The organism is Gulosibacter sp. 10 (genome assembly GCF_900163695.1).
Lineage (GTDB): Bacteria > Actinomycetota > Actinomycetes > Actinomycetales > Microbacteriaceae > Gulosibacter.
This window is the reverse complement of record NZ_FUIC01000035.1, coordinates 1-24,821: the sequence shown is the minus strand read 5'-3', so window position 1 is coordinate 24,821 and position 24,821 is coordinate 1. Positions and strand designations below refer to the sequence as shown.

Below are 24,821 nucleotides of genomic sequence, written 5' to 3'. Positions count from 1 at the left end.
GTGTCAGGCGTCCAGGTTCAGGTAGGGGTAGGTCCAATCCGTCGCGGGATCGAGGGACTCCTTGATGAACCGGCCGTTGACCCAGCGCTGCAGCGCGAGCCGCGAGCCGGTCTTGTCGTTGGTGCCGGATGCGCGTCCGCCGCCGAACGAGACCTGGCCCATGAGCGCGCCGCTGGGCTTGTCGTTGATGTACGTCATGCCGGCGGTGTTGCGGAGGACGTCGAGGGCGTGCGAGATCGCGGCCCGGTCGGAGCCGAAGATCGACAGGGTGAGCGCGTATTCGCTCGTGGAGTCGACCAGCGGCAGCACGTCCTCGAATTCGTCGTCCTCGTACACGTAGACCGCGAGCAGCGGACCGAAGAACTCCTCCTTGAAGGTGAACGCGGTCGGGTCGGTGGATTCGTAGATGGTCGGCTCCACGAACCAGCCCGTCTCGTCGTGCACCTTGCCGCCGGCCAGGAGCGTGTGGCTGTCGAGCTCGGCGGCGCGCTCGAACGCGTTCTCGAGCTTGCGCAGCGAGGCCTCGTCGATGACGGCGCTCACGTAGGTCTCGTGCTTGGTCGGGTCGCCGACGGGGAGGCCGCGCACGGTTTCGACGAGCTCGTCCTTGATCGCATCCCAGACCGAGCGCGCGATGTAGGCGCGCGACGCGGCCGAGCACTTCTGCCCCTGGTACTCGAAGCCGGCGCGGATGAGCGCTACACGGACGGCATCCGGGTCGGCGGTGGGGTGCGCGACGACGGCGTTCTTGCCGCCGGTCTCGCCGACGATGCGGGGGAACGACTTGTACGCGTCGATGTTCTGCGCGGCCTGCTTCCACAGTCCGCGGAACACCTCGGTGGAGCCGGTGAACGTGAAGCCCGCGAAGTCGGGATGCGCGAGGGCGCGCTCGGAGATGTGCCGTCCGGATCCGTGGACCAGGTTGATGACGCCCGGGGGGACGCCGGCCTCTTCGAACAGCCGGTAGAGCACCTCGCTGGCGAGGGCGGCCTTCTCGGAGGTCTTCCACACGACGGTGTTGCCCATGAGCGCGGGGGTCGAGGGGAGGTTCGCGGTGATGGCGGTGAAGTTGAAGGGCGTGAGCGCCAGGACGAAGCCCTCGAGCGGCCGCTGGTCGATCGTGTTGATGTCGCCGGTGAGCGAGGGCGGCTGATCGGCGTAGATCTGCGAGGCCAGGTAGGTGTTGTAGCGCATGAAGTCGGTGACCTCGCAGGCCGCGTCGATCTCGGCCTGGTGGAAGGTCTTCGACTGGCCGATCATCGTGGTCGCCACGAGCTCGTCGCGGTACTTGCCCGCCGCCAGCTCCCCCACCCGCTGGAAGATCGCGGCGCGCTCCCACCACGGGGTCCGGCTCCAGTCGTACTGTGCATCCAGCGCCGCCTGGATCGCCTTGTCGATGATCTCGTCGGTGACGTTCGGGATGGTCGCGTAGACGTGCTGGTGGTCGTGGGGCGCGACGATGTTCTTCGTGTCGTCGCCGCCGATGCGCTCGCCACCGATGACGTGCGTGATCTCGCGCACCTCGTTGTTCAGGCGGTCGATCTCCCGCAGCACCGACTCCGCCTCGGGAGACCCGGGGCGGAACTCCCGCGCGGGCTCGTTCTTCGGGGCGGGGATGCGCGGGTTGGCGGCCACGCTTGTGCGTTGAGTAGTCAATTCCATCTCCTTCGATGTGCCGGGCTGATGTCGTCGTGGTCGGCGGTGCCGGACGGGGGATCTCGTGGTGGTTCGCACCTCGATGTGCCCGGGACCGCGGTCGGGATTCGCGCCGACGCCTCCACCCTAGGATGTAATCACAAATCACACAATGCGTGCGACGAAGTCGTCCGTCATCCGGGCGCATCCGGGCGCGAAAAAGCCGCCGCCTGCGCGCGATCGGCACGCAGGCGACGGCTTGGGGAGGGCGACTACTCCTCGGTGGTCTCGAGCTTCGTCTCGAGCCGTCTCCGGGCCGCGGCGAGGGAGTTCTCCGTGATCGTGATCGCCTCGTCGAAATCGTGTCGTCGGACCGCCTCGACGAGGAGCGGCTGGGGCTCCCAGAGGGAGTTGTCGTGCTGCGAGATCGCCTCGCTCGCACCGATGACCTTGTAGGGGCGGCAGCGGAGCCACAGCGACTCGATGGTGTCGAGCAGCACGGCGTTCCCGGCGGCGCCGTAGACGGTGCGCAGCACGATCTCGTCCTCGTCCAGCGCGGCGTTGACGTCGCCCTCGGCCACGGCGCGCTGCATCCGGTCGAGCGCCGCCTCGGCCCGGGCGATCCCGGCCGCGTCGACCTGCGGCGCGCCGCGCCGGGTCGCCTCGACCTCGAGCACGGTGCGGACGTCGTAGATGTCGATGAGCTCGTGGCCCGTGAACGTCTTGACCGTGGCGCCCTTGTGCGGCGTGCGCTCGGCCAGCCCGTTCTCCTCGAGCCGGCGGATGGCCTCGCGCACGGGCATGACGCTCGTGCCGACCATCTTCGCGACATCGCGCACGCGCAGCGGGGTGCCGGCGGGCAGCGAGCCGTCCAGGATCCGTCGCTCGACGTACTGGTACACCTGGTCCGCGAGTAGTTGCGGGACGATGACGGCGTTCTCGGCCGGCTCCATAGACGTTCCCCCTCTGCAGGACGCACTCTGGTCGCTCGCGTCCTGCGGCTGATTCATCTTAGTGCCTGTGCGGAAGGGGAGGGCCGCTCGCGCGATGCATCGAGTTCGGTGCCGCGTCGTTCCCGTCTTGCGGACGAAGAAGGCGGGGAGGTGCATGCTGTACCTCCCCGCCGGATGGATCGTTAAATCCTGCGCGGGCTCGCGACTGGAAGCGTTCGCCCACGATTACTCGGTCCAGTCAATCGATCGAGCGTCGTGACTCCATGACTACTGGCGCCATAACTGTAATATGTGATCACAGATTGCGCAAACTATCGAACCATCGACGGAGCCGCCGATGGGATTGCTTGCAGGCATGTCGCGGCTGCGATAGTCTCCCAAGTGCCTTACTGGAACTCTGCTGGCATTGTGGCGAGCAGGGGAGGCATGCTCGGTTCATTTCATTCGTTCACTCGTGCTCCCGATTGAACGGATCATTCATGACCCTCAACTCAAGAACTTCGGGAAGCAAGACGCCGATATCGTCGTTCAAGCGCCGCTTTCTCATTCGACTGACTGCAGTCATGATCGGGGGGATGCTCCTCGACGGATACATCATGGGCATCATCGGCGCTGCAGGTCCTCGCATCAGCGAGGTCCTCGACCTGGGCGCCGCCGAATACGGACTCATCGGTGCGGCTTCACTCGTCGGCATCCTTGTCGGGTCTCCGATAGGAGGTTGGCTCGGGGACAGGTTCGGTCGCAAACCGCTCTTCATGATCGACATGGGGCTGTTCGTCGGAGCATCGGTGCTGCAGTTCTTCGTGCACGACTTCGCCTTCCTCGTCATCATCCGATTCATCATGGGCATCGCGATCGGCGTCGAGTACTCCGTCGGATGGCCCCTGATGTCGGAGTTCTCGCCGGCGAAGCTGCGCGGCCGCTTGATGGGCCTCGGCCTGGTGGCGTTCTACACCGGATTCATGGTCGCCTTTCTCGTCGGCTACCTCCTCGTCACCTACACGGGGTTGAGCTGGCAGGTGATCCTCGGGTCGAGCACCGTCCTCGCGGTAATCCTGTTCATCGCCCGTCTCGGCCTTCCCGAGTCGCCTCGATGGCTTTGGAGCAAGGGGCGCCGGGAAGAAGCGATACGTGTCGCGAACAAATATCTCGATGATGAGGGCGTCCACGATATGCAGCGCAGCGATGCCCCGGAGAAACAGGGCAATTTCGGTATGCTCTTCTCTCGGCAGAACTGGCGCGCCACGGTCTTCACATCGGTGTTCTGGCTCTGCGCCGTGACCCCGTACTTCGCGCTGGCGACCTTTGCGGCCACGGTGCTCGAGGGCTACGGCCTGAGCGATGGTCTGGCGAGCGGGGTGCTGCTCAACGCCCTTGCGACGGCAGGAGTCATCGCCACCGTCCTGCTGATCGACAAGCTCGGCCGTCGCATGCTCACGGTACCGCCGCAGTGGCTCTGCCTCGTGCTGCTCCTCGTGCTCGGCGTGTGGTCGGGTGCGCCCTCGTGGGTCGTGCTGACCTGCTTCCTGGCGTATATGTTCTTCAACGCGGGCTACAACACGTTGACCGGGGTGTACCCCGGCGAACTCTTCCCCACGGAGATCCGCGGCCTCGGAACCGGCTTTGCGACCATGGTCAGCCGATTCGGTGCGGCGGCGGGCACCTTTCTGATGCCGGTGTCAATCGAGGCATTCGGCCCGAACGTCACCATCCTGTTCGCGGCGGCCCTGACCTTCGTCGGTGCGCTCGTCTCGCAGTGGCTCGCTCCTGAGACCAAGGGTATGAATCTCACGGACACCGGGGCGATCCTCACCCACTGAAGTGCTCCACGAAGGTGGGCCGGAACGCAGGATCTGCGTTCCGGCCCTTTTCTTCGCCGAGTCCCGATCAGACCGGCTTGATATCGGCCAGGTCGACGTCCAAGCCGAGATCGGATTCGCCCTGCGGCGCCCAGATGTCTCCCAGCGTGAACCCTTCGGGGAATGGATCGTCGTGCTGGAGCACGTACTGGCTGTACGCGGTGATCCACGACGTACCGGTCACCTCGGGCACCACGGCGGGGAAGTCGCCGATCTTCGTCTCTCCGACGAGCTCCCCGGTGTAGACCACGCCCGTGATGCCTTCGTGATGGTAGGGCTGATGCAGGGGCAGCAGTCCCTTGGCGTGCAGCACCGCCATCTTGGCACTCGTACCGGTGCCGCAGGCGCAACGGTCGAGGCCGCCCACCCAGGTCGACGGGTCTTCGAGATCGATCGGCGCGCTTGCGAGCGTGACAGCGTTGCGCCGATGGACTCCTTCAGTCGTCGAAGGCCCCGAGAGTTGCGCGATGGTGATCCCGATCCCCGGGTAGTCGGGATGGGACACCGGCAGCTGCTGCTGCGCCGCGCCCAGGATCATGGTCGAAAGACGGGTGATCTCCTTGCCGCGGTCGGGAACGAGTTCGAGACCCGGGAACTGCTCGAGATCCGCGATCACGTAGAACATGCCGCCCCAGGCGACATCGACCGTGACCTTGCCGAGCTCGGGTACTTCGATGACGGCATCGAGGTAGGCGGCGAAAGCCGGCACGTTCGTGAAGGTAGCGGCGGTGACACGGCCGTTCTCGCAGCGCGCTCTGACCCCTATGAGGCCGGCGGGCGACTCCAGCGTGATCTCGGTCACCGGCTCCTGCATGGGGAGCATGCCGGTCTCCAGCAGGACCGTCGCCACCGAGATGGTGTTCCCCCCGCTCATGACCGGGTACTCGACCTGTTCCATGATGATGAACCCGGCGTCTGCATCGGGATGTTTCGGAGGGACCACGAGGTTGCAGCACAGCGGCGGGAAGCCGCGCGGTTCGCGAAGCATGAGCTTCCGGAGCCCATCGTCGTGCTGCTCGAGCCAGCGCATCTGCTCGTACACGCTATCGCCCGGTATGTGGGGCACACCGCCGGTGATGACTCGCATGGGTTCGCCGGAGTGGGTGTCGACGGCGTGAATCATCCGTTTGAACGACATCGGGGGTCCTTTCAGAGCTGAAGAATGGAGATGAAGCTAATCGGGGTTGGCATAGCGGTTGAGCCGATCGACGAGTTCGTCGTCGACATCGACCTGGTCGGGGAGCGTCTCGAGCTCGAGCGCCGGGAGCCGCACCCCGTGCTCGGCGGTGATGCGCTGGAGCCAGCGTTGGGCTCGATCCCCGGAACCGAGGCGGGTCGGGTCGAGGGCGAGCAGGAAGGCGCCGATACCGGGCCCCTCCGAACCGGAATCGAAGGGTGGGGCACCGATCGAGAACGAGCCGCCGGCCAGCGTCGCGAGGAGTTCGATGAGCAGGGCGATATTCCCGCCTCGGTGACTGCCGAAGGGGAGAAGCGCCCCGTCGACCGCAGCTGCTGCATCTTCGGTGGGCCGGCCGTCGTGGTCGAGGGCCCAGCCGCGGGGAATGCTCTCCTGCCGCTCTGCGGCCTTTCGGATATTGACGAATGCTGTCGCCGAAGACGCCTGATCGATCACGAGCGGCAGTCTCCCCGGCTGCGGGTAGCCGTACGCGATCGGGTTGGTGCCCAGGATCCGACTCGAGGAACCGCCGATGGACATGAGCGCGGGACTGTTCGCCATGGCGACCGCGATCAGGCCTTCGTTAGCGAGCGTTCTCGGGTAGTAGCCGAGTTCGCCGACGGTGAAGGAGTTCCGGATCCAAAGGGCGGCCATCCCGTATTCGCGAGTCCGGTGAAGGAGATCCGGGAGGGCTCGACCGAATGCGTATTGCGCGATTCCGCCGCCGGCATCGGCAGTGATCATCGTCGGCGCGGGAGACTCGACGACCACTCGAGGCCGTCGGTCGATCCGTCCGGTGCGGAACCCGTCCAGGTAATCGAAGAGATGAGCCAGGCCGACAGCGGAATTTCCGACTCGTTCGGCTTCGACGGTCGCATGCGCGAGCGCGCTTGCCGAGCGTTCGTCGACGTCGAGCGCGAGGAGCGCACGCCGACAGGCTTCGTGCAGTTGGTGAATGGGGATGGTGCTCATGAGACCTTTCAATACTGTTCGCGAGTGGGCGGACCCCGGCGAATAGGAGGTCTCGCCACCGGCTTACGATGACGAGACCTCCGAATTCGTCGAAGAATGGCTACTGTTCGTCGTCGGTTTCCTCTGCGGCGGTCTCTTCCGGCTCCGAACCGTTCTCATCCGGGGCGGAGCCAGCGTCGTCGACTTCGATGTCCGCGGCGGCGGGGTCGAAGCCGTTGTCTTCGAGCGCCTGTGCGAGCGATCCGTCCGCCCGCATCTCTGCGAGCACGGCGTTCACCGCTTCGAGCAGTTCGGTATTGCCCTTGGTGATGAGGACGACGGAAGTCGGATTATCGACCGATGCCTCGACCAGTTCGGTCGGCTCGAACGGCTCGATCTTCAGCGTCGTATCGTTGTTCGATTCGAGCAGCTGCTGCGCGGCGCCGTGCGTGAAGATGCCGGCTTCGATGCGACCGTTGCGTACGTCCTGGTAGGTCGCGTCCTCCGACCCGTAGAGCTGCACGTTGTTCGTGCCGAGCGCGTTCTGGAAGTCTCCCACCCACAGATAGCCTTGCGTGGTGCCCACCGTAAGTCCCTCGAGCTCCTCGATGCTGCTGAGGCCGTCCTCGCTCACGACGACCATCTGGTCGTAATAGACGGGATCGCTGACTTCGTAGACGCGTTGGCGCTCCTCATTCAGGTAGTGGTTGCCCGAGGTGAGGTCGACGGTGCCGTTCTTCACGGATTCGTAGATGGCCGTGGTGGTCTGGGTGTTCGCATTCGGCTGGAGGCACAGCTCCTGCGAGATGCGCTTGATCAGCTCTCCATCGACGCCCTGCAGCTCGCCGCCTGCGAGGGAGACGTACGGCGGGTATTCTGCGATGGCGGCGGTCAGCTCGCCTTCGCTGACCGTGGAGACGCCCTCGACGATGGGAACGCAGTCCTCGGCGATCTCGACGGAGGAGGAGCCGTTGCCGGAGCAGCCGGAGAGCACGAGCAGCGTGGCAGCGGCGCCGATGGCGAATAGGGACTTCTTCTTCATGGTGTTTCCTTTTCCTTGCGCACTAAGACAGCGCTGTCTTGGTTTCGATGACATGGACGAGTCGGGACACGATGATCGAGACCACCGCGTACATGAGGCCCGCGATGGTGAAGACCGCGAGATATTGGAAGTTGACCGAACCGATCTGGTAGGCCTGGTTCAGCACCTCCGGCAGCGAGATCGCGTAGCCGAGGCTCGTGCCCTGGAAGATGATGATGCTGTAGGCGACGATCGGGCCGATGACGAGACGGATCGCCTGGGGCAGGACGACGAATCGTCGCTCGTCTCCGCTGCTCAGTCCGAGTGCGTGGGCGGCCTCGATATGTCCTCGGGGCACGTTGAGGATGCCGGCCCTGAAGATCTCGCTCGTGTAGGCGGCGGTGTTGAAGGTGATCGCCACCACCGCGACGACGAAGGAACTCCACACGACCCCGACGGTGGGGAAGCCGAAGTAGATCAGGTAGAGGAGCACGAGCAGGGGCACCCCGCGTCCGAATTCGACGATGCCGATGAAGAGGTACTGCACGACCTTGATCTTGTTCAGCATCCCGAAGGCGAAGACGATGCCGAGCGGCAGGCCGAACAGGAGGGACAGGCCGGTGACGGCGAGCGTGACCCCGAAGCCGCTGAGAAGCTGGGGCATCCAGTTGGTGATGATGTCTTCCATGTCACACCGCAATTCGTGATCGGATGGCCTGCTCTACGGTGCGCGCGAGAATCGCGAGCGGGATGCCGAGGAGCAGATAGACGAGGCCTGCGGAGAGGAAGATCGGCAGGCCGGGGTTGCCCTGCTGCGTGAGTACGAGGGCCTGAAAGGCGATATCTGCGACGCCGATGACTGAGGCGACCGCCGAATCCTTGAGCAGGCCGATGAGGAACGTCGCGGAGGGTGGGAGGGCGACGCCCACGCCCTGCGGCGCGATGATGCGCCAGAAGGTGTCGTTGCCGCCGAGTCCGAGGGCCTGCGCGGCCTCCCACTGCCCCTTCGCCACCGAACGGATGCCGGCGCGGTAGTACTCGGCCATGTAGGCGGCCGCCACGATGCCGAGCGCGACGCAGGCCGCCAGGAGCGGCGGCATCTGGACGAACCGGCTCAGGCCGAAGTAGAAGATGAGCATCCAGGCGATCGGCGGGATGCCGCGGGCGATCTCGACGTACGTCGTGCCGAGCCAGCGCAGCACCGCGAACTTCGAGAGCCGCGCGAGCGCGATGGGCACGCCGAGGATCGCGCCGACGAGGAACGCCGACAGGGTGATGACGACCGTGGTGACGAGCCCCGTGAAGAGGAAGCCGAAGATCTCGCTCATCGGTCGACCACTTCGAGGAAGCGGCGGGTGCGCTCGTGCTGCGGATCGCCGAAGAGCTGCTCGGGAGGCCCCTGCTCGACGATGCGTCCCTCGGCCATGAACACGGTGCGGTCGGAGATCCGCCGCGCGAAGGACATCTCGTGAGTCACGACGAGCATGGTCATGCCGCTCTTCGCGAGCTCCTGCATGACCTTGAGCACCTCCGCGCCGAGCTCGGGGTCGAGTGCCGAGGTGGGCTCGTCGAAGAGCATGACGCTCGGCTCGAGCGCGAGGGCGCGGGCGATCGCGATGCGCTGCTGCTGGCCGCCGGAGCAGTTCGTAGGGCGTGCGGCCGCCTTGTGCTCCATGCCCACGCGCGAGAGCAGCTCCATCGAACGGGCATCGGCCTCCGCTTTGGAGCGGCCGAGCACGCGTTCCTGGGGCAGCGATACATTGCGCAGCACGCTCAGGTGCGGGAAGAGGTTGAAGGACTGGAACACCATGCCCACCTCGCGGCGCAGGGCGTTGAGCTCGGCTCGGGTCGGCTTGTCGGCGACGGCCACCACGGGTTCGCCGCCGAGCAGGATCTCGCCCGCGGAGGGGGTCTCGAGGTAGTTGACGCACCGGAGCAGGGTGCTCTTGCCGGCGCCGCTGGGGCCGATGAACGCGATCACCTCCCCCTGCTTGATCTCGATGGAGGTCTCGTGCAGCACCGTGGTGCCGTGGAAGTCCTTGCGGATATCTCGGAGCTCCACCTGTGGAGCGTCGGGGTTGATCGACGTGGGCCGCGTGAACAACGCCTCTTGATTCTTCTTCGAACTGGGATCGGTGGTGTTCGTCATCACATGATCTTTCTGTGGGCGATGCGTGGAGGAGCGACATCCTTGTGCCTCTCCACGGAGACGCACGCTGTTGTGCGTCGGCGGGAACTCTCATCCCGCCACAACTGTGACATGTGATCACATATCGGTCAAGTGCATCCCGGATGGATTCGGGGTTGCCGAATGCTTGCGAGATATGTGATCACACTTTAGGCTGACCACACCGGCGCTCCCACGAGGCCGGTCCCGGCCGAGGTTCTGGGGGAGTGGGGAACGGCATTGCCGCCGGCCGCAGTCGCAGCCCAGCACCTGATCCCGACGCGCCGTCGGCGACCGGGCAGACCCCGAGCCGCCCGTCTCGCGAAGACGGCGCGGTTCCGCCATCCCAACACTGATCGGCACGCCGACGTGCCCTATCGACCGGAGGTCCCACGGATGATCAAGCGACTCCTCCTGCTCGCTGCGGACAGCAAGCGCCTGGAAAAGATCGTCAGCACGAACAAGCGGACGAAGAGGCTCGTGCAGCGCTTCGTCGCGGGCACGACCCTCGAGTCGGCGGTACGGGCGACGAAGCGCATGAACGAGCGGAACATCGACGTCAGCTTCGACCTGCTCGGCGAGACCGTGGAGCGGCTCGAGGAGGCGGACGCGGCGCTCGAGGGCTATCTGGACGCCGTGCGGGCGATCGCGGAGCACTGCCCCGGTAACACGCTCTCGGTCAAGCTCACGCAGCTCGGCATCGGCCTCGACCCGGAGGCGTGCGCGAAGCATCTCGACGTGCTCGCCGAGGCGGCCGGCGACGCGGGGGTGGTGCTCGAGATCGACATGGAGCACAGCTCCGTCGGCCGCGACACGCTCGACGCCTATCGCCGGGTGCTCGCCGACTATCCGGCCACCCGCGTCGCGATCCAGGCCATGATCCGCCGGACCCCGCACGACCTCGAGTCCTTCGACGACCCGAAGCCGCGCATCCGCCTGGTGAAGGGCGCGTTCCTCGAGGACCCGGGAGTCGCGCTCAAGCACCACCCGGACGTCACCGAGCAGTATCTCTACCTCTCGGAATGGGCGCTCGCGAACCTGCCCGATCCCGCCTTCGGGACGCACGACGACCGCTGCATCGACTTCGTGAAGAAGACCGCGGTGCGGCTCGGCGTCGACCGCAAGGACTACGAGTTCCAGATGCTCTACGGCGTGCGCCGCGACGTGCAGCAGAAACTCGCCGACGAGGGGTACCGCATCCGCGTGTACCTTCCCTACGGCACCGACTGGTACGCCTACCTCATGCGCCGCATGGCCGAGAAGCCGTCCAACCTCATCCTGGTCATCCGCTCGCTCTTCGCCGGGTAGCCCAACATCATGCCGGGAATCGGCCGAGCCGCACGGAAAGCGTGCGGCTCGGCCGATTCCCGGCATGATGGTGCGACGAAGCGGTAGGCGCCGGTGGATCCGCGGGCGGGGCGAATCGACCGGCGCCGCGCGCTCACCCCGGAAGCTGCACCGCGGCCCACCTGTTCGGGCCGCTTCGCTTCGCGCCCGAGCGGAGCAGCGCAGGGTTGACGAGATCGAATCTGGTGAACCCCGATCCGTTCGCCAGGGCCACCGCGGCGATAGCGCGGTCGTGCGGCTCGTCGGTGAATACGAGCATCGGCGTGCGCCCCGGGGCGTTCTGCTTGACCATGAGGTTGACGGCGAAGCACGGCGCTCCCAGGTGGGACAGGCTCACCCGGTCATCGCCCTGGAAGTCGATGGTCTGCGTCTCGGGTACGACATGGGTGATGCCGTTGATCGTGAGCATCACCGTGTTGCCGCCGATCGGCATGAATGTGCGCCGTACGTTCGAGAGGGCGGAGAACGGGGTGGGTTGTTGCAGGCGCGCGACGCTCAGGCGCCAGGGTTTCGCGCTGGACGGGCTGAGCTTGGCGGAATCCTCGAAGGAGACGAGCTCGGTCGTGGCCCCCGCGCCGTTGCCCCACGGCTCGGGCGCCGTCGACGAATATCGGCGAAGCAGCAATGACATGTCCATCCGCTCCTCAGCGCTCGCCCGCGAGCAGGTCGGCGAGCGCGTCGGCGAGCGCGGCGGCGCCGATCTCCGCATCCGCGTCCTCCACGTACTCCTCGGGGGAGTGCGAGACGCCGTTCGGGTTGCGCACGAACAGCATCGCCGAGGGCAGCTTCGCCGCGAGCACGCCCGCGTCGTGGCCGGCGCCCGTGTCGAGCACCGGCGCGCCCGGCAGCGACCGGCCCAGCTGCGCCGACAGCCCGGCGTCGAAGCTCACGGTGGGGCTCAGCGACTCCTCGCGGAACTCCATCGTGCAGTCCTCCTCGGCGGCGATGAGCTCCGCCGTGCGCCGGATCTCCTCGACCAGGTCGGCGGTGACGGCGTCGTCGGGGTGGCGGACGTCGATCCAGAAGTCCACCCGCGAGGCGATCACGTTCGTCCCGCCCGGCACGGGCTGCAGGCGCCCGACCGTGGCGCGGGCGTTCGGGCGGCGCTTCGCGGCGTCGCGGATCGCCACGACCGCCCGAGCGGCGGCGATCATCGGATCCCGCCTGTCCGCCATGAGCGTCGTGCCGGCGTGGTTGCCCTGGCCGTAGAGGGAGATGCGCCAGCGCCCGTGGCCGAGGATGGCGCCGCCGATCGCGATGGGCCGACCGAGGTCGATGAGGCCGAGACCCTGCTCGACGTGCAGCTCGACGAACGCGCCGAGGGAGGCGAGCAGCTCGGGCTCGGGGCCGATGCCCTCCGGGTCGAGCCCGTTCGCCTTCGCGACGTCGGCGAACGTGTTGCCCTCGGGATCCTTGAGCGCTCGGGCGGCGTCGGGTGCGATGGCCCCGGCCATGAGCCGCGACCCGAGGCAGGCGACGCCGAAGCGCGAGCCCTCCTCCTCGGGGAAGACGACCAGCGCGAGCGCGCGCTCGCGGGGCAGGTCTCGGCGGCGCAGCTCGTCGAGCGCGACGAGCGCCGAGGCGACGCCGAGCGGGCCGTCGAACTGGCCGCCGCCCGGCACGGAGTCGAGGTGGCTGCCGGTGATCAGCGCATCCGAGCGGTCGCCGCTCGGCAGATCCCACCACGCCCACAGGGCGCCGTTGCGGTCGGTCTCGACCGTCAGGCCGCGCCGCTCGACCTCGGCGATGAACCAGCCGCGCAGATCGAGCTCCGCCGTGGAGTACACGGGCCGGCTGTACCCGCCGCGCCTGCTATCCACGCCGAGATGCGCGATATCGCGCAGCAGCCCGGAGACCGTGGCCCGGGAACCGATATCGGGGGCGGTCATCGGGCGAGCTCCTGCTGTGCGAGCACCCGGAACTTGTCGGGCACCGTGCCGGTGCCGGTCGCGAGGCCCGCCGCAAGTGCGCCGATGAGCGGCGCGAACTTGCCGCCGTGGCCCGAGCAGGGCGACACCACGGTGACGCCATCGACCCGGTCGAGCACGAAGTCCTCGTGGGGGGCATTCGTGAACAGGCACGTGGTCTCGGCGTACGGCTCGGGCACGAGCCCCGGCAGGTACTCCCGGACGTACTCGACCACGCGTTCGCGGTTCGCCGGATCGATGCGGCCGTCCTGGTCCTCGGCAGAGGCAAGTACCGGACCGCCGTTGAACTGCGCGAGCTTCTGCCCCCGGAAATCGGCGTCTCGGCCGCCCGGCAGCCCGTACGCCTCCCACAATCCGTGCTTGTGGATGAAGGTGGGCCAGATCGCGCGGTCGGGCTCGGCGTAGTCGGCATACGGGAAGTGGTAGGCCTGCTCCTGCCGTACCTGGATCCCCGGCATCGCGTCGAGGAAGCGCTGGGGGAGCGAGAGGCGGCTCAGGAGCTTGGGGATCCAGCCGCCGACGGCGACGACGATCTCTTCGGCCCGGATCCGACGGCCGTCCTTCGCCGTGATGAGGAAGCCGGTGGCGGTGCGGGTGATGTCGGCGGCCTCCCATCGGGTGCGGAGCTGCGCTCCGGACTGGATCGCGAGGTCGATCATCGAGTAGACGGTGTTGTGGGCATCGATGACCCCGCCGTCGGGCTGCCAGAGCACGTCGGTGTCGAATGCGAACTGGGGCCAGCGGCTGCGCGCCTCGTCGGCGTCGAGCAGCTCGTATTCGATGCCCTCGGAGTCGAGCACGGCGGCCAGGCCGCGGGGGTTGCGCACGTCGCCGAAGTCCACCGAGCCGAAACGCGTGATGAGCTCCCGGTTGCTGCGGCGGGAGAGCTCCTCCCAATAGGCGACCGATTCCTTGACGAGGTGTGCGTAGACGTGCTGGTGCTCGGGATAGGGGAAGCGGAAGATGCGGGCCGAGCCGTGCGAGCTGCCCTCGTCGTTGGCGGGGAGATCGCGCTCGAGCAGCGTGACCTCGTGCCCTGCGTCGGCGAGCTGCCAGGCGGTGGCTGCGCCCATGAGGCCGGCTCCGATGACGACGTATTTGGAGGTTTCCACGAGTGTTCCTTCGGTAGTGAAGCGGTTGTCACCATTACGCCACTCGGAACTATTTGTGTCCAATATCGTTCCTGGAATGATTATTCCGTCTACGCTAATAATCATGGAGCTGAGGCATCTCGAATACTTCCTCGCGGTCGCGCAGGAGCTGCACTTCGGCCGCGCGGCGCAGCGCCTGCGCGTCTCGCAGCCGCCCCTCACGGTCGCGATCCGGCAGCTCGAGCAGGAGCTCGGCGTCGCGCTCTTCGAGCGCACCACGCGGCGGGTCTCGCTCACGCCGGAGGGGGAGGCGTTCCGCAGCCGGGCGGCCGAGGTGCTCGAGGATCTCGACGCGGCCGTGGCCGAGGTCGCCGAGGTCTCGGCGGGCACGAGGGGGCGGTTGAGGATCGGCTACGTCAGCTCGGCGAGCTACTCGGTGCTGCCCAACGCGCTGCGCGCGTTCTCGGCGCGCTTCCCGGCGGTGCGGCTCGACATCCAGCCGCTCACGAGCGGGGAGCAGGTGGATGCGCTGCTCGAGGGCGACCTGGACATCGGCTTCCTGCGCGACCCGGGCGGCGTGCCCGGCGTGCGCCTCTCCCGCGTGTCGGAGGAGGAGCTGATCGCGGTGCTGCCCTCGGAGCATCCCCTCGCGCAGCGGGACGAGGTGTCCCCGGGCGACCTCATCGGGGAGCCGCTGGTGCTCTTCCCCTACCGGCGCATGCCCGGCTACGTGTCCCGGCTCATGGAGGTGTTCGAGGGGCTGGCGCATCCGCCCCGCGTCGTGCAGCAGGCCATCCATCAGGAGACCGTGATGGGGCTCGTGGCCGCGGGCGTCGGGGTCTCGCTCGTGCCCGAGTCGATCCGTCGCATCCAGATGCCGGGCGTCGTCACCCGCCCCATCGAGGGGCGGCCCGTCTCCGAGCTGTTCGTCGTGCACGGCGAGCGCCCGGGCGCCGCGGTGCGGGCGTTCGTGGAGTGCTCCCGCGAGGCGCTCCGCGACGAGTAGGGCGGGCTATCCGCCCGTCGGGAAGCCGCCCAGGTCGATGTCCGCGAGGGCGTCGGTGCTGAAGTAGTCGATGACCCGGCTCCGGAAGAGCTGCACGTGCCGCACCGCGATGCGCTCGGCGGTCTCGAGGTCGCGGCGCTCGATGGCCTGCAGCTGGTCCCAGTGGTCGTCGCAGACCGAGCCGTAGTAGGTCGACAGGTCCGGGTGGCCGAACTTGCCGGCGGCGCTGAAGCTCATGAACGCGAGCCGCTGGGCGTGCGAGTGCACGCGCTCGCCGAGCATCGTGATGTAGGAGTTGCCGCCGAGGCGGCATTCGAGCGTGTGCAGCTCGTAGTTGCGCTGCGAGATCAGCGCGGGGTCGAACGCCTCGACGGCCTCGTCGAAGCGCTCGGTCGCCTCGTGCAGCAGGTGGAGCTTCTCGTCGGGGGCGTTCGCGATGAGCAGCCGGGCGGTCGAGCGGGCGACGAGCAGGAGGGCCTCGAAGAGGCTGCGGCACTCCGCGATGTCGATACCGGCGACGTAGTAGCCGCCGCCTCGGCCCATGACGATGAGCCCCTCGGCCGCGAGCTGGCTGAGCGCCTCGCGGACGGGGGTGCGGGAGGCGCCGATGCCCTTGGCGAGCTCGACCTCGTTGACCTTCTCTCCCGGCGCCACCCGCATCGTCATGATCTGCGAGCGGAGGGCGAGGTACGCGGTATCGCGCGCGCTGCGGTCGCGTGCCGCCATGGCGGGCCTCCTGCTGCCTGGGTTCTCGACGGGGTCCGCGGCCAATCTACCGAATCCGCTTGTGGGAATCCCGATCCGCGCCTACTGTGTATTCCACTCGTATGCAACACAAGGAGGTGTGCTCATGACGAGCGCGATCGAGGTCGAGGAGACCAGAGAAGAGCGCGGCAACCGGCGCAAAGCCGTCGGGGCCGCGGGAATCGGATGGGGCCTCGACGGCTTCACCTGGACGATGTACGGCTTCGCGCTCACCGCCGCGATGCCCGTGCTGGGCATGTCGAGCGGCATGTCCGGGTGGGTGACGGCGATCAGCATCGTCGCCTCCGCCGTCGGCGGCGTGCTGTTCGGCTACCTGGCCGACCGGTTCGGGCGCGTGCGGGTGCTGACGTGGGTGATCCTCGGCTACAGCATCTTCACCGCCCTCACCGCCACCGCGCAGGACGGCGCCCAGTTCATGATCTGGCGCATCCTCGAGGGCCTCACCTTCGGCGGCGAGTGGGCGGTCGGCGCCGCGCTCGTCGCCGAGTACGCCAAACCGGCCAAGCGCGGCAAGGCGCTCGCCTTCGTGCAGAGCTGCTACGCGATCGGCTGGGCCCTGTCGACCGTCGCCTACCTCGTGATCTTCTCGATCGCGCCCGCGGAGATCGCCTGGCGCTATCTCTTCCTCGTCGGCATCCTGCCCGCCGTCTTCGCCTTCGTCATCCGCCGCACGACCAAGGACGTCGAGCGCGTCGCGGAGATCCAGGAGGCCGCCAAGCCCAGCATGCGCGAGCTCTTCGCCGCCGGGCAGGTCAAGCGCACCGTGTTCGCCACGGTGCTCGGCGTGGGCGTGCAGGCCATCTACTACTCGGTGTTCGTGTTCCTGCCGACGTTCCTGCGGGACGAGCGCGGGCTCAGCATCGTCGACACCGCGGCCTACACCTGGGTGGCGATCGTCGGCTCGTTCATCGGCTACCTGTCCGCAGGATTCGCGCTGGACTGGATCGGTCGCAGGCTCACCTTCCTCCTGTTCTTCGTGGGCTCGGCCGGCAGCGTCTCGCTCTTCGTGCTCACCCCCGCGGCGAGCCCCGAGTTCGGCATCCCGATCATCTTCCTGCTCGGCTTCTTCGCCTCGGGCCAGGCGGGCGGCACCGGGGCCTACCTCTCCGAGCTGTTCCCCACCCGCATCCGGGCGACCGGGCAGGCCTTCGCCTACAACTTCGGCCGCGGCATCGCCGCCTTCGGGCCGCTCACGGTGGGCATCGCCGCGGCCTCCATCGGCTGGGGCAACTCGATCATGATGATCGCCATCATCGGCGCCGTGATCGGCTGCTTCGCCCTGGCGATGCTGCCCGAGACCAAGAACATCGACATCCTCGACACCAGCGCCATCCGGACGCCGGCGTCGGGCAAGAAGCACTGAGGAGCGACCATGACCGAAGCACTCCACGCCGCCGTCGACACCGGCGGCACCTTCACCGACGTCGCGGTGCGCCGCGAGGACGGCAGCCTGTTCGTCTGGAAGGTGCCGTCCACCCCCGACTCGCCCGACCAGGCCGTCATCGACGGCATCACCGGGGCCGTGGCCGAGATGGGGGTCGAGATCGAGGGCGTCTCGCGATTCGTCCACGGCACCACCGTCGCGACCAACACCGTCATCACCCGCACCGGCGCCCGCGTCGGCCTGCTCACGACCGCCGGATTCCGGGATCTGCTCGAGATCGGCCACCAGGCCCGCCCCTCGCTCTACGACCAGCACCGGCGGCGCTCGGCGCCGCTCGTGCCCGCCGAGCGCATCGCGGAGCTCTCCGAGCGGCTCTCCGCCGAGGGGGAGGAGATCCGGCCGATCGACGAGCGGGAACTGCGGGACGTCGCGGAGGAGCTCCGCGCGATGGAGCTCGACGTGCTCGTCGTCTCCTTCCTCAACGCCTACGCGAACCCGGAGCACGAGCTGCGCGTCGCGGCCGAGCTGCAGGAGCTCGGCATCGCCCCCGTCGTGTTCAGCGCCGCGTCGATCTCGCCCGAGATGCGCGAGTACGAGCGCACCTCCACCGGCACGATCAACGCCTACGTGCAGCCCAGGATCTCGGGCTACGTGGGGCGGCTCGCGCGCCGGATCGGCGAGGAGGGCATCCCCGCGCCGCTGTGGATCATGCAGTCGAACGGCGGGCTGCTCAGCCCCGGGCGCGCGGCCGAGCAGAGCGCCCGCACCGTGCTCTCCGGACTCGCCGGCGGCGTGGTCGGCGCGGCGATGTGGGCCGACCACCTCGGTCTCGACAAGGCCGTGAGCTTCGACATCGGCGGCACCAGCACCGATATCGCGCTCATCCGCGGCGGCGAGCCCGACGAGACCATGGCCGGCGAGGTCGACGAGCTGCCGCTGCGCCTGCCCTCGGTGGACGTGCACACGATCGGCGCGGGCGGCGGCTCCATCGCGTGGCTCGACTCCGGCGGCGGGCTCCGGGTGGGGCCGCAGAGCGCGGGGGCCGTGCCCGGCCCCATCGCGTACGGCCGCGGCGGCGCCGACCTCACCGTGACCGACGCGCACGCGGTGGTCGGACGCCTCGGGACGAGCCTGCTCGGCGGCCGCTTCGCGCTCGACGTCGACGCGGCTCGCGCGAAGATGGCGGCCTGGGGCGAGCAGCTCGGGCTCAGCGCCGAGGACACCGCCGAGGGCATCATCAAGGTGATCACCGCGACGATGGCCCGCGGCGTGCGCAAGGTCAGCGTCGAGCGCGGCGTCGACGTCCGCGCCTGCGACCTCATCGCCTTCGGCGGCGCGGGGCCGCTGCACGGCAGCGACCTGCTGCGGGAGCTCGGGATGAAGTCGGCGGTGATCCCGCCGATGCCGGGCATCGCCTCCGCCGTGGGCATGCTCGATGCGCCCGAGCGCCACGACTTCTCCTCGCCCCTCGACGTGGCCGGGCCGGAGGCGTACGGCACGATCGCGGCGGCCTACGAGGAGCTCGTCGAGCAGGCGCTCGAGGCCATGGACGGGCGCGAGCCCGACTACGCCCGCTTCGTCGACGCGCGCTACGCCGGGCAGAGCTACGAGCTCACCATCCCCTACGCCGAGGACTGGGAGGCGCAGCGGGCGATCTTCGACGCCGCGCACGCCGAGCGCTACGGCTTCAGCGACGCCGACGCGCGCATGGAGATCGTCGTCGCGCGCCTGGTCGCGCGGCACGGCAGCGCCGAGGGCGCCGTGGCCCGCGACCCGGGCGTGCGCGAGCACGACCCCGAGCCGGGGGAGGTGCGCCGCGTGTACATCGACGGCGCGTGGACCGAGACGCCCGTCTACGAGCGCGCGGACTTCGCGCCCGGCATCGCGCTGCGCGGACCGCTGATCATCAACCAATTCGACACGACCACCTACGTGGGGCCGGACCAGGAGTGCAGCTCCGACGAGTTCGGGTTCCTCCACCTCGTCGAGAAGAGCGAGCAATGACCCAGGACACGACCACCGCAACCCTCAACCCCGTCGAGATCGAGATCGCCCGCAACCGGCTCGAGTCGATCTCCGAGGAGGTGGGGATGGCCCTCATCCGCACCGCCTACTCCCCGAACATCAAGGACCGCCGCGACTGCTCCGCGGGGCTCTACAGCCCCGACGGCGAGCTCATCTCGCAGGCCGAGCACATCCCGCTGCACCTCGGGCTCATGCCCACGATGATCGGCAAGGCGCTGCGCCGGTACGGGGCCGACCGGCTGCGCCCCGGCGACGTGCTCATGACGAACAACCCCTACCTCGGCGGCTCCCACCTGCCCGACATCTGCGTCATCACGCCGATCTTCGCCGAGGACGCGCTCGTCGCGCTCGTCGCCAACATGGCCCACCACGTGGACGTCGGCGGCATGACCCCCGGCTCCATGGGCGCCCACTCCACCGAGGTCTTCCAGGAGGGCATCCGCATCCCGCCCCTGCGCCTGTTCAGCCGGGGCGAGATCCAGGACGAGGTGCTCTCGATCGTGCTCACGAACATCCGCACCGCCGAGAAGACCCGCGGCGACCTCATGGCGCAGGTCGCGGCGAACCGGCTCGGCGAGCGGCGCATCCGCGAGCTGCTCGAGGAATGGGGCGCAGACGGGTTCAGGCGCTCCTGCGACGCGCTCGTCGAGTACACGGAGCGGCGCACCCGGGCCGCGATCGAGCGCCTGCCGGACGGCACGGGCGTGTTCGTGGACATCCTCGAGCACAACGGGGTCGAGCCCGAGGACATCCGCATCGCGGCCGAGGTGCGCGTCGCGGGCGACGAGCTGCACGTCGACTTCACGGAGACCGACGACCAGGCGCGCGGCGCCGTGAACTGCTCCTACGCGGTGGCCGAGGCCGCCGTCGCGTACGCCGTGAAGGTGCTCGCCGACCCGAGCCTGCCCTCCAACGCCGGGCTGATGGCCCCCATCACGGTGCGCACCCGGCCCGGCAGCCTCATCTCCGCCGAGTTCCCCGCGCCGGTGGCCAACGGCAACACGCAGACCGCGCAGCGCATCGTCGACGCCCTGTTCGGCGCGTTCGAGCAGTTCACCGAGCGCACCGTGCCCGCGGCCTCGAGCGGCAGCATGAGCATCGTCACGATCGGCGGCAGGCACCACCGCACCGGCGAGTACTACTCGTACGTGGAGACCTACGGCGGGGGCCAGGGCGCGATGCCCGACCTCGACGGCGCCTCGGCGGTGCACACCCACATGACCAACACGCGCAACACCCCGTGCGAGGTGATCGAGCGCGAGTACCCGCTGCGCGTCGAGGGGTACGAGATCGCCCGCGGCACCGGTGGGCGGGGGCGGCACTGCGGCGGCGACGGGCTGCGACGGACGCTCACGCTCACCGGCGGCGCCGCGACGGTGGTCGCGGCCACCTCGAGAGTGGCCTCGGGGCCGTGGGGCCTCGACGGCGGAGAGCCGGGGACGCCCGCCGCGGTGCACCGCTTCGACGAGTCCGGCTCGCACGAGCTCGAGGCGATGAGCCGCTTCGAGCTGCGCGGCGGCGAGGGCGTGCGCATCCAGACCGCCGGCGGCGGCGGATACGGGGCGCGCGAGTAGGGCGACGCCCGCGACTCCGCCGGGAACCCCGCGATCTGCACGGATGGTGCGCAGGTCGCGGGGTTCCCGGCGGCGTGCTTGCGGCGGCGAGCGCCGTCCGTCGGATGCCTCAGAGGTCGTCGGAGAGGCGCCGCGCGTGATCCCGGACGAGGCCCGACAGCTCCTCGATCCGGTCCTCGTTCATGCGGATCGAGAGGCCGGAGATGCTGATGGCCCCGACGCAGTGCCCCGACGGATCGGTGAGCCCGGCCGCCACGCACATGATGCCCTCCGCCTCCTCGCCGCGGTCGAGGGCGTAGCCCACCTCGCGGATGTGCTCGAGCTCGCGGAGCAGGGACTCCGGGTCGGTGATGGTGTGCGGGGTGATCCGCTCCATGCCCCGCCGGCGCATGAGCGCCATGACGTCCTCGTCGCTCATCGAGGCGAGGATGATCTTGCCGACGCCCGTGGAGTGCGGCCGCTCCCGCCGCCCCACCTGGGCGGTGAACTGCACGGCGCCCTCGCCCTCGACGCGCGAGACGTAGAGCGGATAGCCGTTGTCGGCCACGACCAGGCGCGCGGTGCAGCCGGTGGCGGCGGCCAGGGACTCGAGGTGCGGCTGCGCGGCCTCGGTGATGGGCATGCGCCGCTTGACCTGCTCGCCGAGCCGCATGAGCGCCATGCCCAGCAGATATCGGGGGCCGGGGAGCACCCGCGTCACGAAGCCGAACTGCTTGAGCGTCTGCAGCAGCGCGTGCGCGGTGCTCTTCGAGACGTCGAGCTCCTGGGCGACCTGCGCGAGGCTGACACCGCCGGGGAACCGGGTGCTGCCGAGCATCTCCACGATCGTCAGCGCTCGCGCGACGCTTTGCACCTGCGAAGGGCGGGATGCGCCCTTCGACGACTCGGATTCGTTCATACCGAACAGAATAACGCAATTCCGCACAGAGGGTTGACTTGGCGGTGGTGGACCTCGTTATCATTCCTTTGAGCCGAACATGATTCGGTAATGTCGAACGATGGAGTTTGCATGCCTGAAGTGCTATTTGAGGACATGAGCGTCGAGTTCCCCGGACCGAGGGGGCAGGCTCCTCGACGTGCGGTGAGCGATCTGAACCTGCGCGTGAAGGACCAGGAGTTCGTCTGCCTGCTGGGCCCCAGCGGCTGCGGCAAATCCACCGCGCTGAACGTCGTCGCCGGCTTCCTCCAGCCGACCAGCGGCACCATGCTCGTCGGCGGCAAGCCGGTCAAGGGCCCCAACCCCGACCGCGGGGTGGTGTTCCAGGACGCGAACATCTTCCCGTGGCTGAGCGTCGAGGAGAACGCGATGTTCGGCCCGCTGCTGCGCGAGCGCAAATCCGCGAAGCTCCGGGATCGGGCTCGCGAGATGATCGAGCGGGTCGGCCTGCAGGGGTTCGAGCAGCACCTCCCGCTCGAGCTGTCGGGCGGCATGCGGCAGCGCGTCGGGCTGGCCCGCACGCTCATCAACGACCCCTCCGTGCTGCTCATGGACGAGCCGTTCGGCGCGCTGGACGCCCAGACCCGCATCCTCATGCAGGAGCTCCTGCTCGAGCTGTGGGAGCGCGACCGCAAGACGGTGATCTTCGTGACCCACGACATCAACGAGGCGCTCCTGCTCGGCGACCGGGTCGTCGTCATGTCGGCCAGCCCCGGCCGGGTCAAGGAGGTCGTCGAGGTCGACCTTCCGCGGCCGCGCTCGTTCGACGTCACCGACGAGCCGCAGTTCATCGAGATGCGCAAGCACCTCATGGAGGAGCTCCACAGCGAATCCGAGAAGGCCGAAGGCCTCAAGACCCCCTAACCCCTTCGCGCCTCGACGCGCCGACATCGCAGTCGGCCCGTCGGGCGCAGCAGAACTCTGGAGAGCATCATGAAACTCAAGAAACTGGTCACCGCCGTCACGGCGATCGCGGCGACGGCGGTCCTCGCACTCACGGGGTGCAGCGCTTCGCCGGGAGGCGGCTCGGGCGAGACGATCAAGATCGGCACCGTGCCGGCGCTGTACTGGGCGGCCTGGTCGGACACCGCCGAGGCGATGGCCGAGGCCGGCTCCGACGTCAACGTCGAGATGGTCCCCTTCAAGTCATCCGCCGACGTGTTCGTGGCGCTGCGCAGCGGCGAGATCGACATGGCCTCGATGGGCATGAACGTCATGGCCGCGGGCCTCGCGGAGAACCCCGAGCTGCCGGTATCGATGGTCGCGGGTCTGTCCCCCGGGCGATCGCAGCTGCTCGTCGCCAAGGACTCCGGCATCGACAGCTGGGACGATCTCGAGGGAGCCAACCTCGGAGTCATCCGCGGCTCGACCGATGAGCTGATCTTCAACATCGCCCTCGCGAAGAACGACATCGACATGGAGACCGACACGCAGGTGACCACCCTGCAGGCATCCGCGGATCTCCTCCTCGCGTTCCGCAACGGCGACATCGACACCGCCGTGACCTATCAGCCCTACACCGCCCAGGCCGTGAGCCAGGGGATCGCGGACGCCCCCGAGGACATGAACGCCGAGCTCACCGAGTGGGCGAGCGTGCCCACCGACATCTTCGCGACCGACGAGATCATCGAGGAGAACCCCGAGGCCGTGCAGGCCGTCGTCGACGCGTTCGTCGAGAAGACGAACACGTTCGAGGACAAGGACGTCTGGGTCGAGACCGCGCTGAAGTACCAGTCGGGTGAGGAGGACCTGCTGCTCGAGGCGATCGAGAACGATGTGCCCTGGTACCGCATGGAGCAGAGCACGCACGCCGAGATGGCCGCGGCCATGGCGGAGTACGGCACCGTCTCGGAGGACGTCAGCGATGTCCTGCTCGAGAAGATGAACTACGACTTCCTCTCCGAGGCCACCGGGCAATCGCCGGAAGAGCTCGGGAAGGAGGAGTAGCCGATGAGCGCAGCAGTCAAGAAGCCCACCGGCGAGGGGGCGGGCCCCACCGGCGGCATCGGCGAGGCCACCCGCTCGATCGCGGTCGAGTCGGACCAGCCCCGGCGCAGGCCGAGGAAGGGATCGTTCTGGAGGGCGGTGCAGCCCTTCGTCCTCCCCCTGATCCTGCCGCTGATCGTCATCGCGATCTGGCAGTACACGGGCAGCCAGCGCATGATCGCCGACGGCCTGTTCCCCAGCTTCACCGCATCCGTCGCGGCGCTCGGCGACTTCATCTTCGCCACGGCGGAGAGCTCGGCGCCCTACTCGGGCGACTGGGTCACGGCGCTGTTCGACTCGTCCCAGCGCATCCTCTCCGGCTACCTCATCGGCTCGGCGCTCGGCGTGGTCCTCGGCCTGCTCTCGGGCTACTCGAAGGTGATCCGGCAGCTGGCGAACCCGATGATCGACGCGCTCCGCCCGATCTCCATCACCGCGTGGATCCCGCTCGCGCTGATCTTCTTCGGCATCGGCAACGCGCCCGCGATCTTCCTCACCGCGCTCGCCACGTTCTTCCCCGTGTACGTGAACACGCTCGCCGGAGCGATGTCCGCCGAGGGGCGGCTGCTGCGGGCCGCGGCGATGCTCGGCGCCAACAAGTGGCAGATGCTCGTCAAGGTGACGCTGCCCGCGACGCTGCCGAGCATCGCGACCGGCATGCGGGTGGGGCTCGCCCTCGCCTGGACGACGGTCGTGGTGGCCGAGATCCTCGGCGCGCGGTCGGGACTCGGCTACGTGCTCATCGACGCCTACAACCAGTTCCGCTTCGACTACGTCGTGGCCTGCATGATCAGCCTCGGCGCGCTCGGCTTCCTCAGCGACCGCATCCTCGCGCTGCTCTTCAAGCGGCCGCTGCGCTGGGTCGAATCCGCGGCGCGGGCGTAGCCGTCGCCACTCAGAATTCCACGAACGAACAAGGACAAGCATGCGAAATCTAGCAGTGGACTGGAAGGGATACTTGGCTCTTCACGAACGAGGGTGTAGTCGAGGTCTGAAACCGCCGGCTTCGAGCAGA

The 24,821-nt window shown here is 68.3% G+C and carries 22 protein-coding genes; 9 read left to right on the top strand and 13 right to left on the bottom strand.

Going from position 1 to position 24,821, the window contains the following annotated elements; translation table 11 throughout:
- Nucleotides 1-3: 3 nt before the first annotated feature.
- Nucleotides 4-1,656, bottom strand: coding sequence for an L-glutamate gamma-semialdehyde dehydrogenase (gene pruA, locus FM112_RS12645; RefSeq protein ID WP_217874556.1), 1,653 nt, complete (start codon nt 1,654-1,656; stop codon nt 4-6).
- A gap of 251 nt (nt 1,657-1,907) precedes the next feature.
- Nucleotides 1,908-2,588 (bottom strand): GntR family transcriptional regulator, encoded by a 681-nt coding sequence (locus FM112_RS12640; RefSeq protein WP_087008125.1) that lies wholly within the window; start codon nt 2,586-2,588, stop codon nt 1,908-1,910.
- A gap of 479 nt (nt 2,589-3,067) precedes the next feature.
- Here FM112_RS12640 and FM112_RS12635 point away from each other — a divergent pair, with 479 nt between their 5' ends.
- On the top strand, nt 3,068-4,408 hold the full coding sequence (locus tag FM112_RS12635) for an MFS transporter (protein ID WP_087008123.1): 1,341 nt from the start codon (nt 3,068-3,070) through the stop codon (nt 4,406-4,408).
- Nucleotides 4,409-4,475: 67 nt separating this feature from the next.
- Here FM112_RS12635 and FM112_RS12630 read toward each other — a convergent pair whose 3' ends face one another.
- From FM112_RS12630 to FM112_RS12605, 6 genes are all read right to left on the bottom strand, one after another.
- Nucleotides 4,476-5,585, bottom strand: coding sequence for a proline racemase family protein (locus FM112_RS12630; protein ID WP_087008120.1), 1,110 nt, complete (start codon nt 5,583-5,585; stop codon nt 4,476-4,478).
- Nucleotides 5,586-5,621: 36 nt separating this feature from the next.
- A complete protein-coding gene (locus FM112_RS12625) occupies nt 5,622-6,596 on the bottom strand; it encodes an Ldh family oxidoreductase (RefSeq protein ID WP_087008118.1) in 975 nt (324 codons plus the stop codon).
- A gap of 100 nt (nt 6,597-6,696) precedes the next feature.
- Nucleotides 6,697-7,617, bottom strand: coding sequence for an ABC transporter substrate-binding protein (locus FM112_RS12620; protein WP_176386818.1), 921 nt, complete (start codon nt 7,615-7,617; stop codon nt 6,697-6,699).
- A gap of 22 nt (nt 7,618-7,639) precedes the next feature.
- Entirely contained in the window at nt 7,640-8,284 is a 645-nt protein-coding gene (locus tag FM112_RS12615; RefSeq protein WP_087008113.1) for an amino acid ABC transporter permease, read from the bottom strand.
- 1 nt (nt 8,285) lies between these two features.
- Nucleotides 8,286-8,924, bottom strand: a complete 639-nt coding sequence (locus FM112_RS12610) for an amino acid ABC transporter permease (protein WP_087008111.1) — start codon at nt 8,922-8,924, stop codon at nt 8,286-8,288.
- Nucleotides 8,921-9,745: an amino acid ABC transporter ATP-binding protein gene (locus tag FM112_RS12605; RefSeq protein WP_087008109.1), complete on the bottom strand. Its 825-nt coding sequence runs from the start codon at nt 9,743-9,745 to the stop codon at nt 8,921-8,923. The genes FM112_RS12610 and FM112_RS12605 overlap by 4 nt, the downstream gene beginning before the upstream one ends.
- Before the next feature lie 414 nt (nt 9,746-10,159).
- Between FM112_RS12605 and FM112_RS12600 the strand changes: the two genes are divergently transcribed.
- A complete protein-coding gene (locus FM112_RS12600) occupies nt 10,160-11,071 on the top strand; it encodes a proline dehydrogenase family protein (RefSeq protein ID WP_087008107.1) in 912 nt (303 codons plus the stop codon).
- A gap of 133 nt (nt 11,072-11,204) precedes the next feature.
- On the opposite strand, the gene FM112_RS12595 is transcribed toward FM112_RS12600, so the two are convergent.
- The 3 genes from FM112_RS12595 to FM112_RS12585 are packed head-to-tail and all read right to left on the bottom strand — an operon-like array spanning nt 11,205 to nt 14,150.
- Nucleotides 11,205-11,741 (bottom strand): HutD family protein, encoded by a 537-nt coding sequence (locus FM112_RS12595; RefSeq protein ID WP_176386817.1) that lies wholly within the window; start codon nt 11,739-11,741, stop codon nt 11,205-11,207.
- Nucleotides 11,742-11,754: 13 nt separating this feature from the next.
- Entirely contained in the window at nt 11,755-12,999 is a 1,245-nt protein-coding gene (locus FM112_RS12590) for an allantoate amidohydrolase (protein ID WP_087008102.1), read from the bottom strand.
- Nucleotides 12,996-14,150 carry an FAD-dependent oxidoreductase gene (locus tag FM112_RS12585; RefSeq protein ID WP_087008100.1) on the bottom strand — a complete coding sequence of 385 codons (1,155 nt, stop codon included), beginning with the start codon at nt 14,148-14,150 and terminating at the stop codon, nt 12,996-12,998. Before FM112_RS12585 ends, FM112_RS12590 begins: the two co-directional genes overlap by 4 nt.
- A 103-nt stretch (nt 14,151-14,253) precedes the next feature.
- On the opposite strand from FM112_RS12585, the gene FM112_RS12580 reads away from it, so the two are divergent.
- Nucleotides 14,254-15,135, top strand: a complete 882-nt coding sequence (locus FM112_RS12580; RefSeq protein WP_087008098.1) for a LysR family transcriptional regulator — start codon at nt 14,254-14,256, stop codon at nt 15,133-15,135.
- 6 nt (nt 15,136-15,141) lie between these two features.
- On the opposite strand, the gene FM112_RS12575 is transcribed toward FM112_RS12580, so the two are convergent.
- On the bottom strand, nt 15,142-15,861 hold the full coding sequence (locus FM112_RS12575; RefSeq protein ID WP_087008096.1) for a GntR family transcriptional regulator: 720 nt from the start codon (nt 15,859-15,861) through the stop codon (nt 15,142-15,144).
- A gap of 124 nt (nt 15,862-15,985) precedes the next feature.
- Here FM112_RS12575 and FM112_RS12570 point away from each other — a divergent pair, with 124 nt between their 5' ends.
- The 3 genes from FM112_RS12570 to FM112_RS12560 are packed head-to-tail and all read left to right on the top strand — an operon-like array spanning nt 15,986 to nt 20,883.
- On the top strand, nt 15,986-17,263 hold the full coding sequence (locus FM112_RS12570) for an MFS transporter (protein WP_087008094.1): 1,278 nt from the start codon (nt 15,986-15,988) through the stop codon (nt 17,261-17,263).
- A 9-nt stretch (nt 17,264-17,272) separates the two neighbouring features.
- Entirely contained in the window at nt 17,273-19,288 is a 2,016-nt protein-coding gene (locus FM112_RS12565; RefSeq protein WP_087008092.1) for a hydantoinase/oxoprolinase family protein, read from the top strand.
- Nucleotides 19,285-20,883, top strand: a complete 1,599-nt coding sequence (locus FM112_RS12560; protein ID WP_087008090.1) for a hydantoinase B/oxoprolinase family protein — start codon at nt 19,285-19,287, stop codon at nt 20,881-20,883. The genes FM112_RS12565 and FM112_RS12560 overlap by 4 nt, the downstream gene beginning before the upstream one ends.
- A 109-nt stretch (nt 20,884-20,992) precedes the next feature.
- On the opposite strand, the gene FM112_RS12555 is transcribed toward FM112_RS12560, so the two are convergent.
- Nucleotides 20,993-21,781, bottom strand: a complete 789-nt coding sequence (locus FM112_RS12555; RefSeq protein ID WP_087008088.1) for an IclR family transcriptional regulator — start codon at nt 21,779-21,781, stop codon at nt 20,993-20,995.
- Nucleotides 21,782-21,964: 183 nt separating this feature from the next.
- Here FM112_RS12555 and FM112_RS12550 point away from each other — a divergent pair, with 183 nt between their 5' ends.
- From FM112_RS12550 to FM112_RS12540, 3 genes are all read left to right on the top strand, one after another.
- Nucleotides 21,965-22,684: an ABC transporter ATP-binding protein gene (locus tag FM112_RS12550; RefSeq protein WP_254910486.1), complete on the top strand. Its 720-nt coding sequence runs from the start codon at nt 21,965-21,967 to the stop codon at nt 22,682-22,684.
- A 69-nt stretch (nt 22,685-22,753) separates the two neighbouring features.
- Entirely contained in the window at nt 22,754-23,767 is a 1,014-nt protein-coding gene (locus FM112_RS12545) for an ABC transporter substrate-binding protein (RefSeq protein ID WP_087008083.1), read from the top strand.
- 3 nt (nt 23,768-23,770) lie between these two features.
- Complete coding sequence (locus tag FM112_RS12540; protein WP_087008081.1) at nt 23,771-24,691, top strand: ABC transporter permease; 921 nt, start codon at nt 23,771-23,773, stop codon at nt 24,689-24,691.
- Nucleotides 24,692-24,821 lie beyond the last annotated feature (130 nt).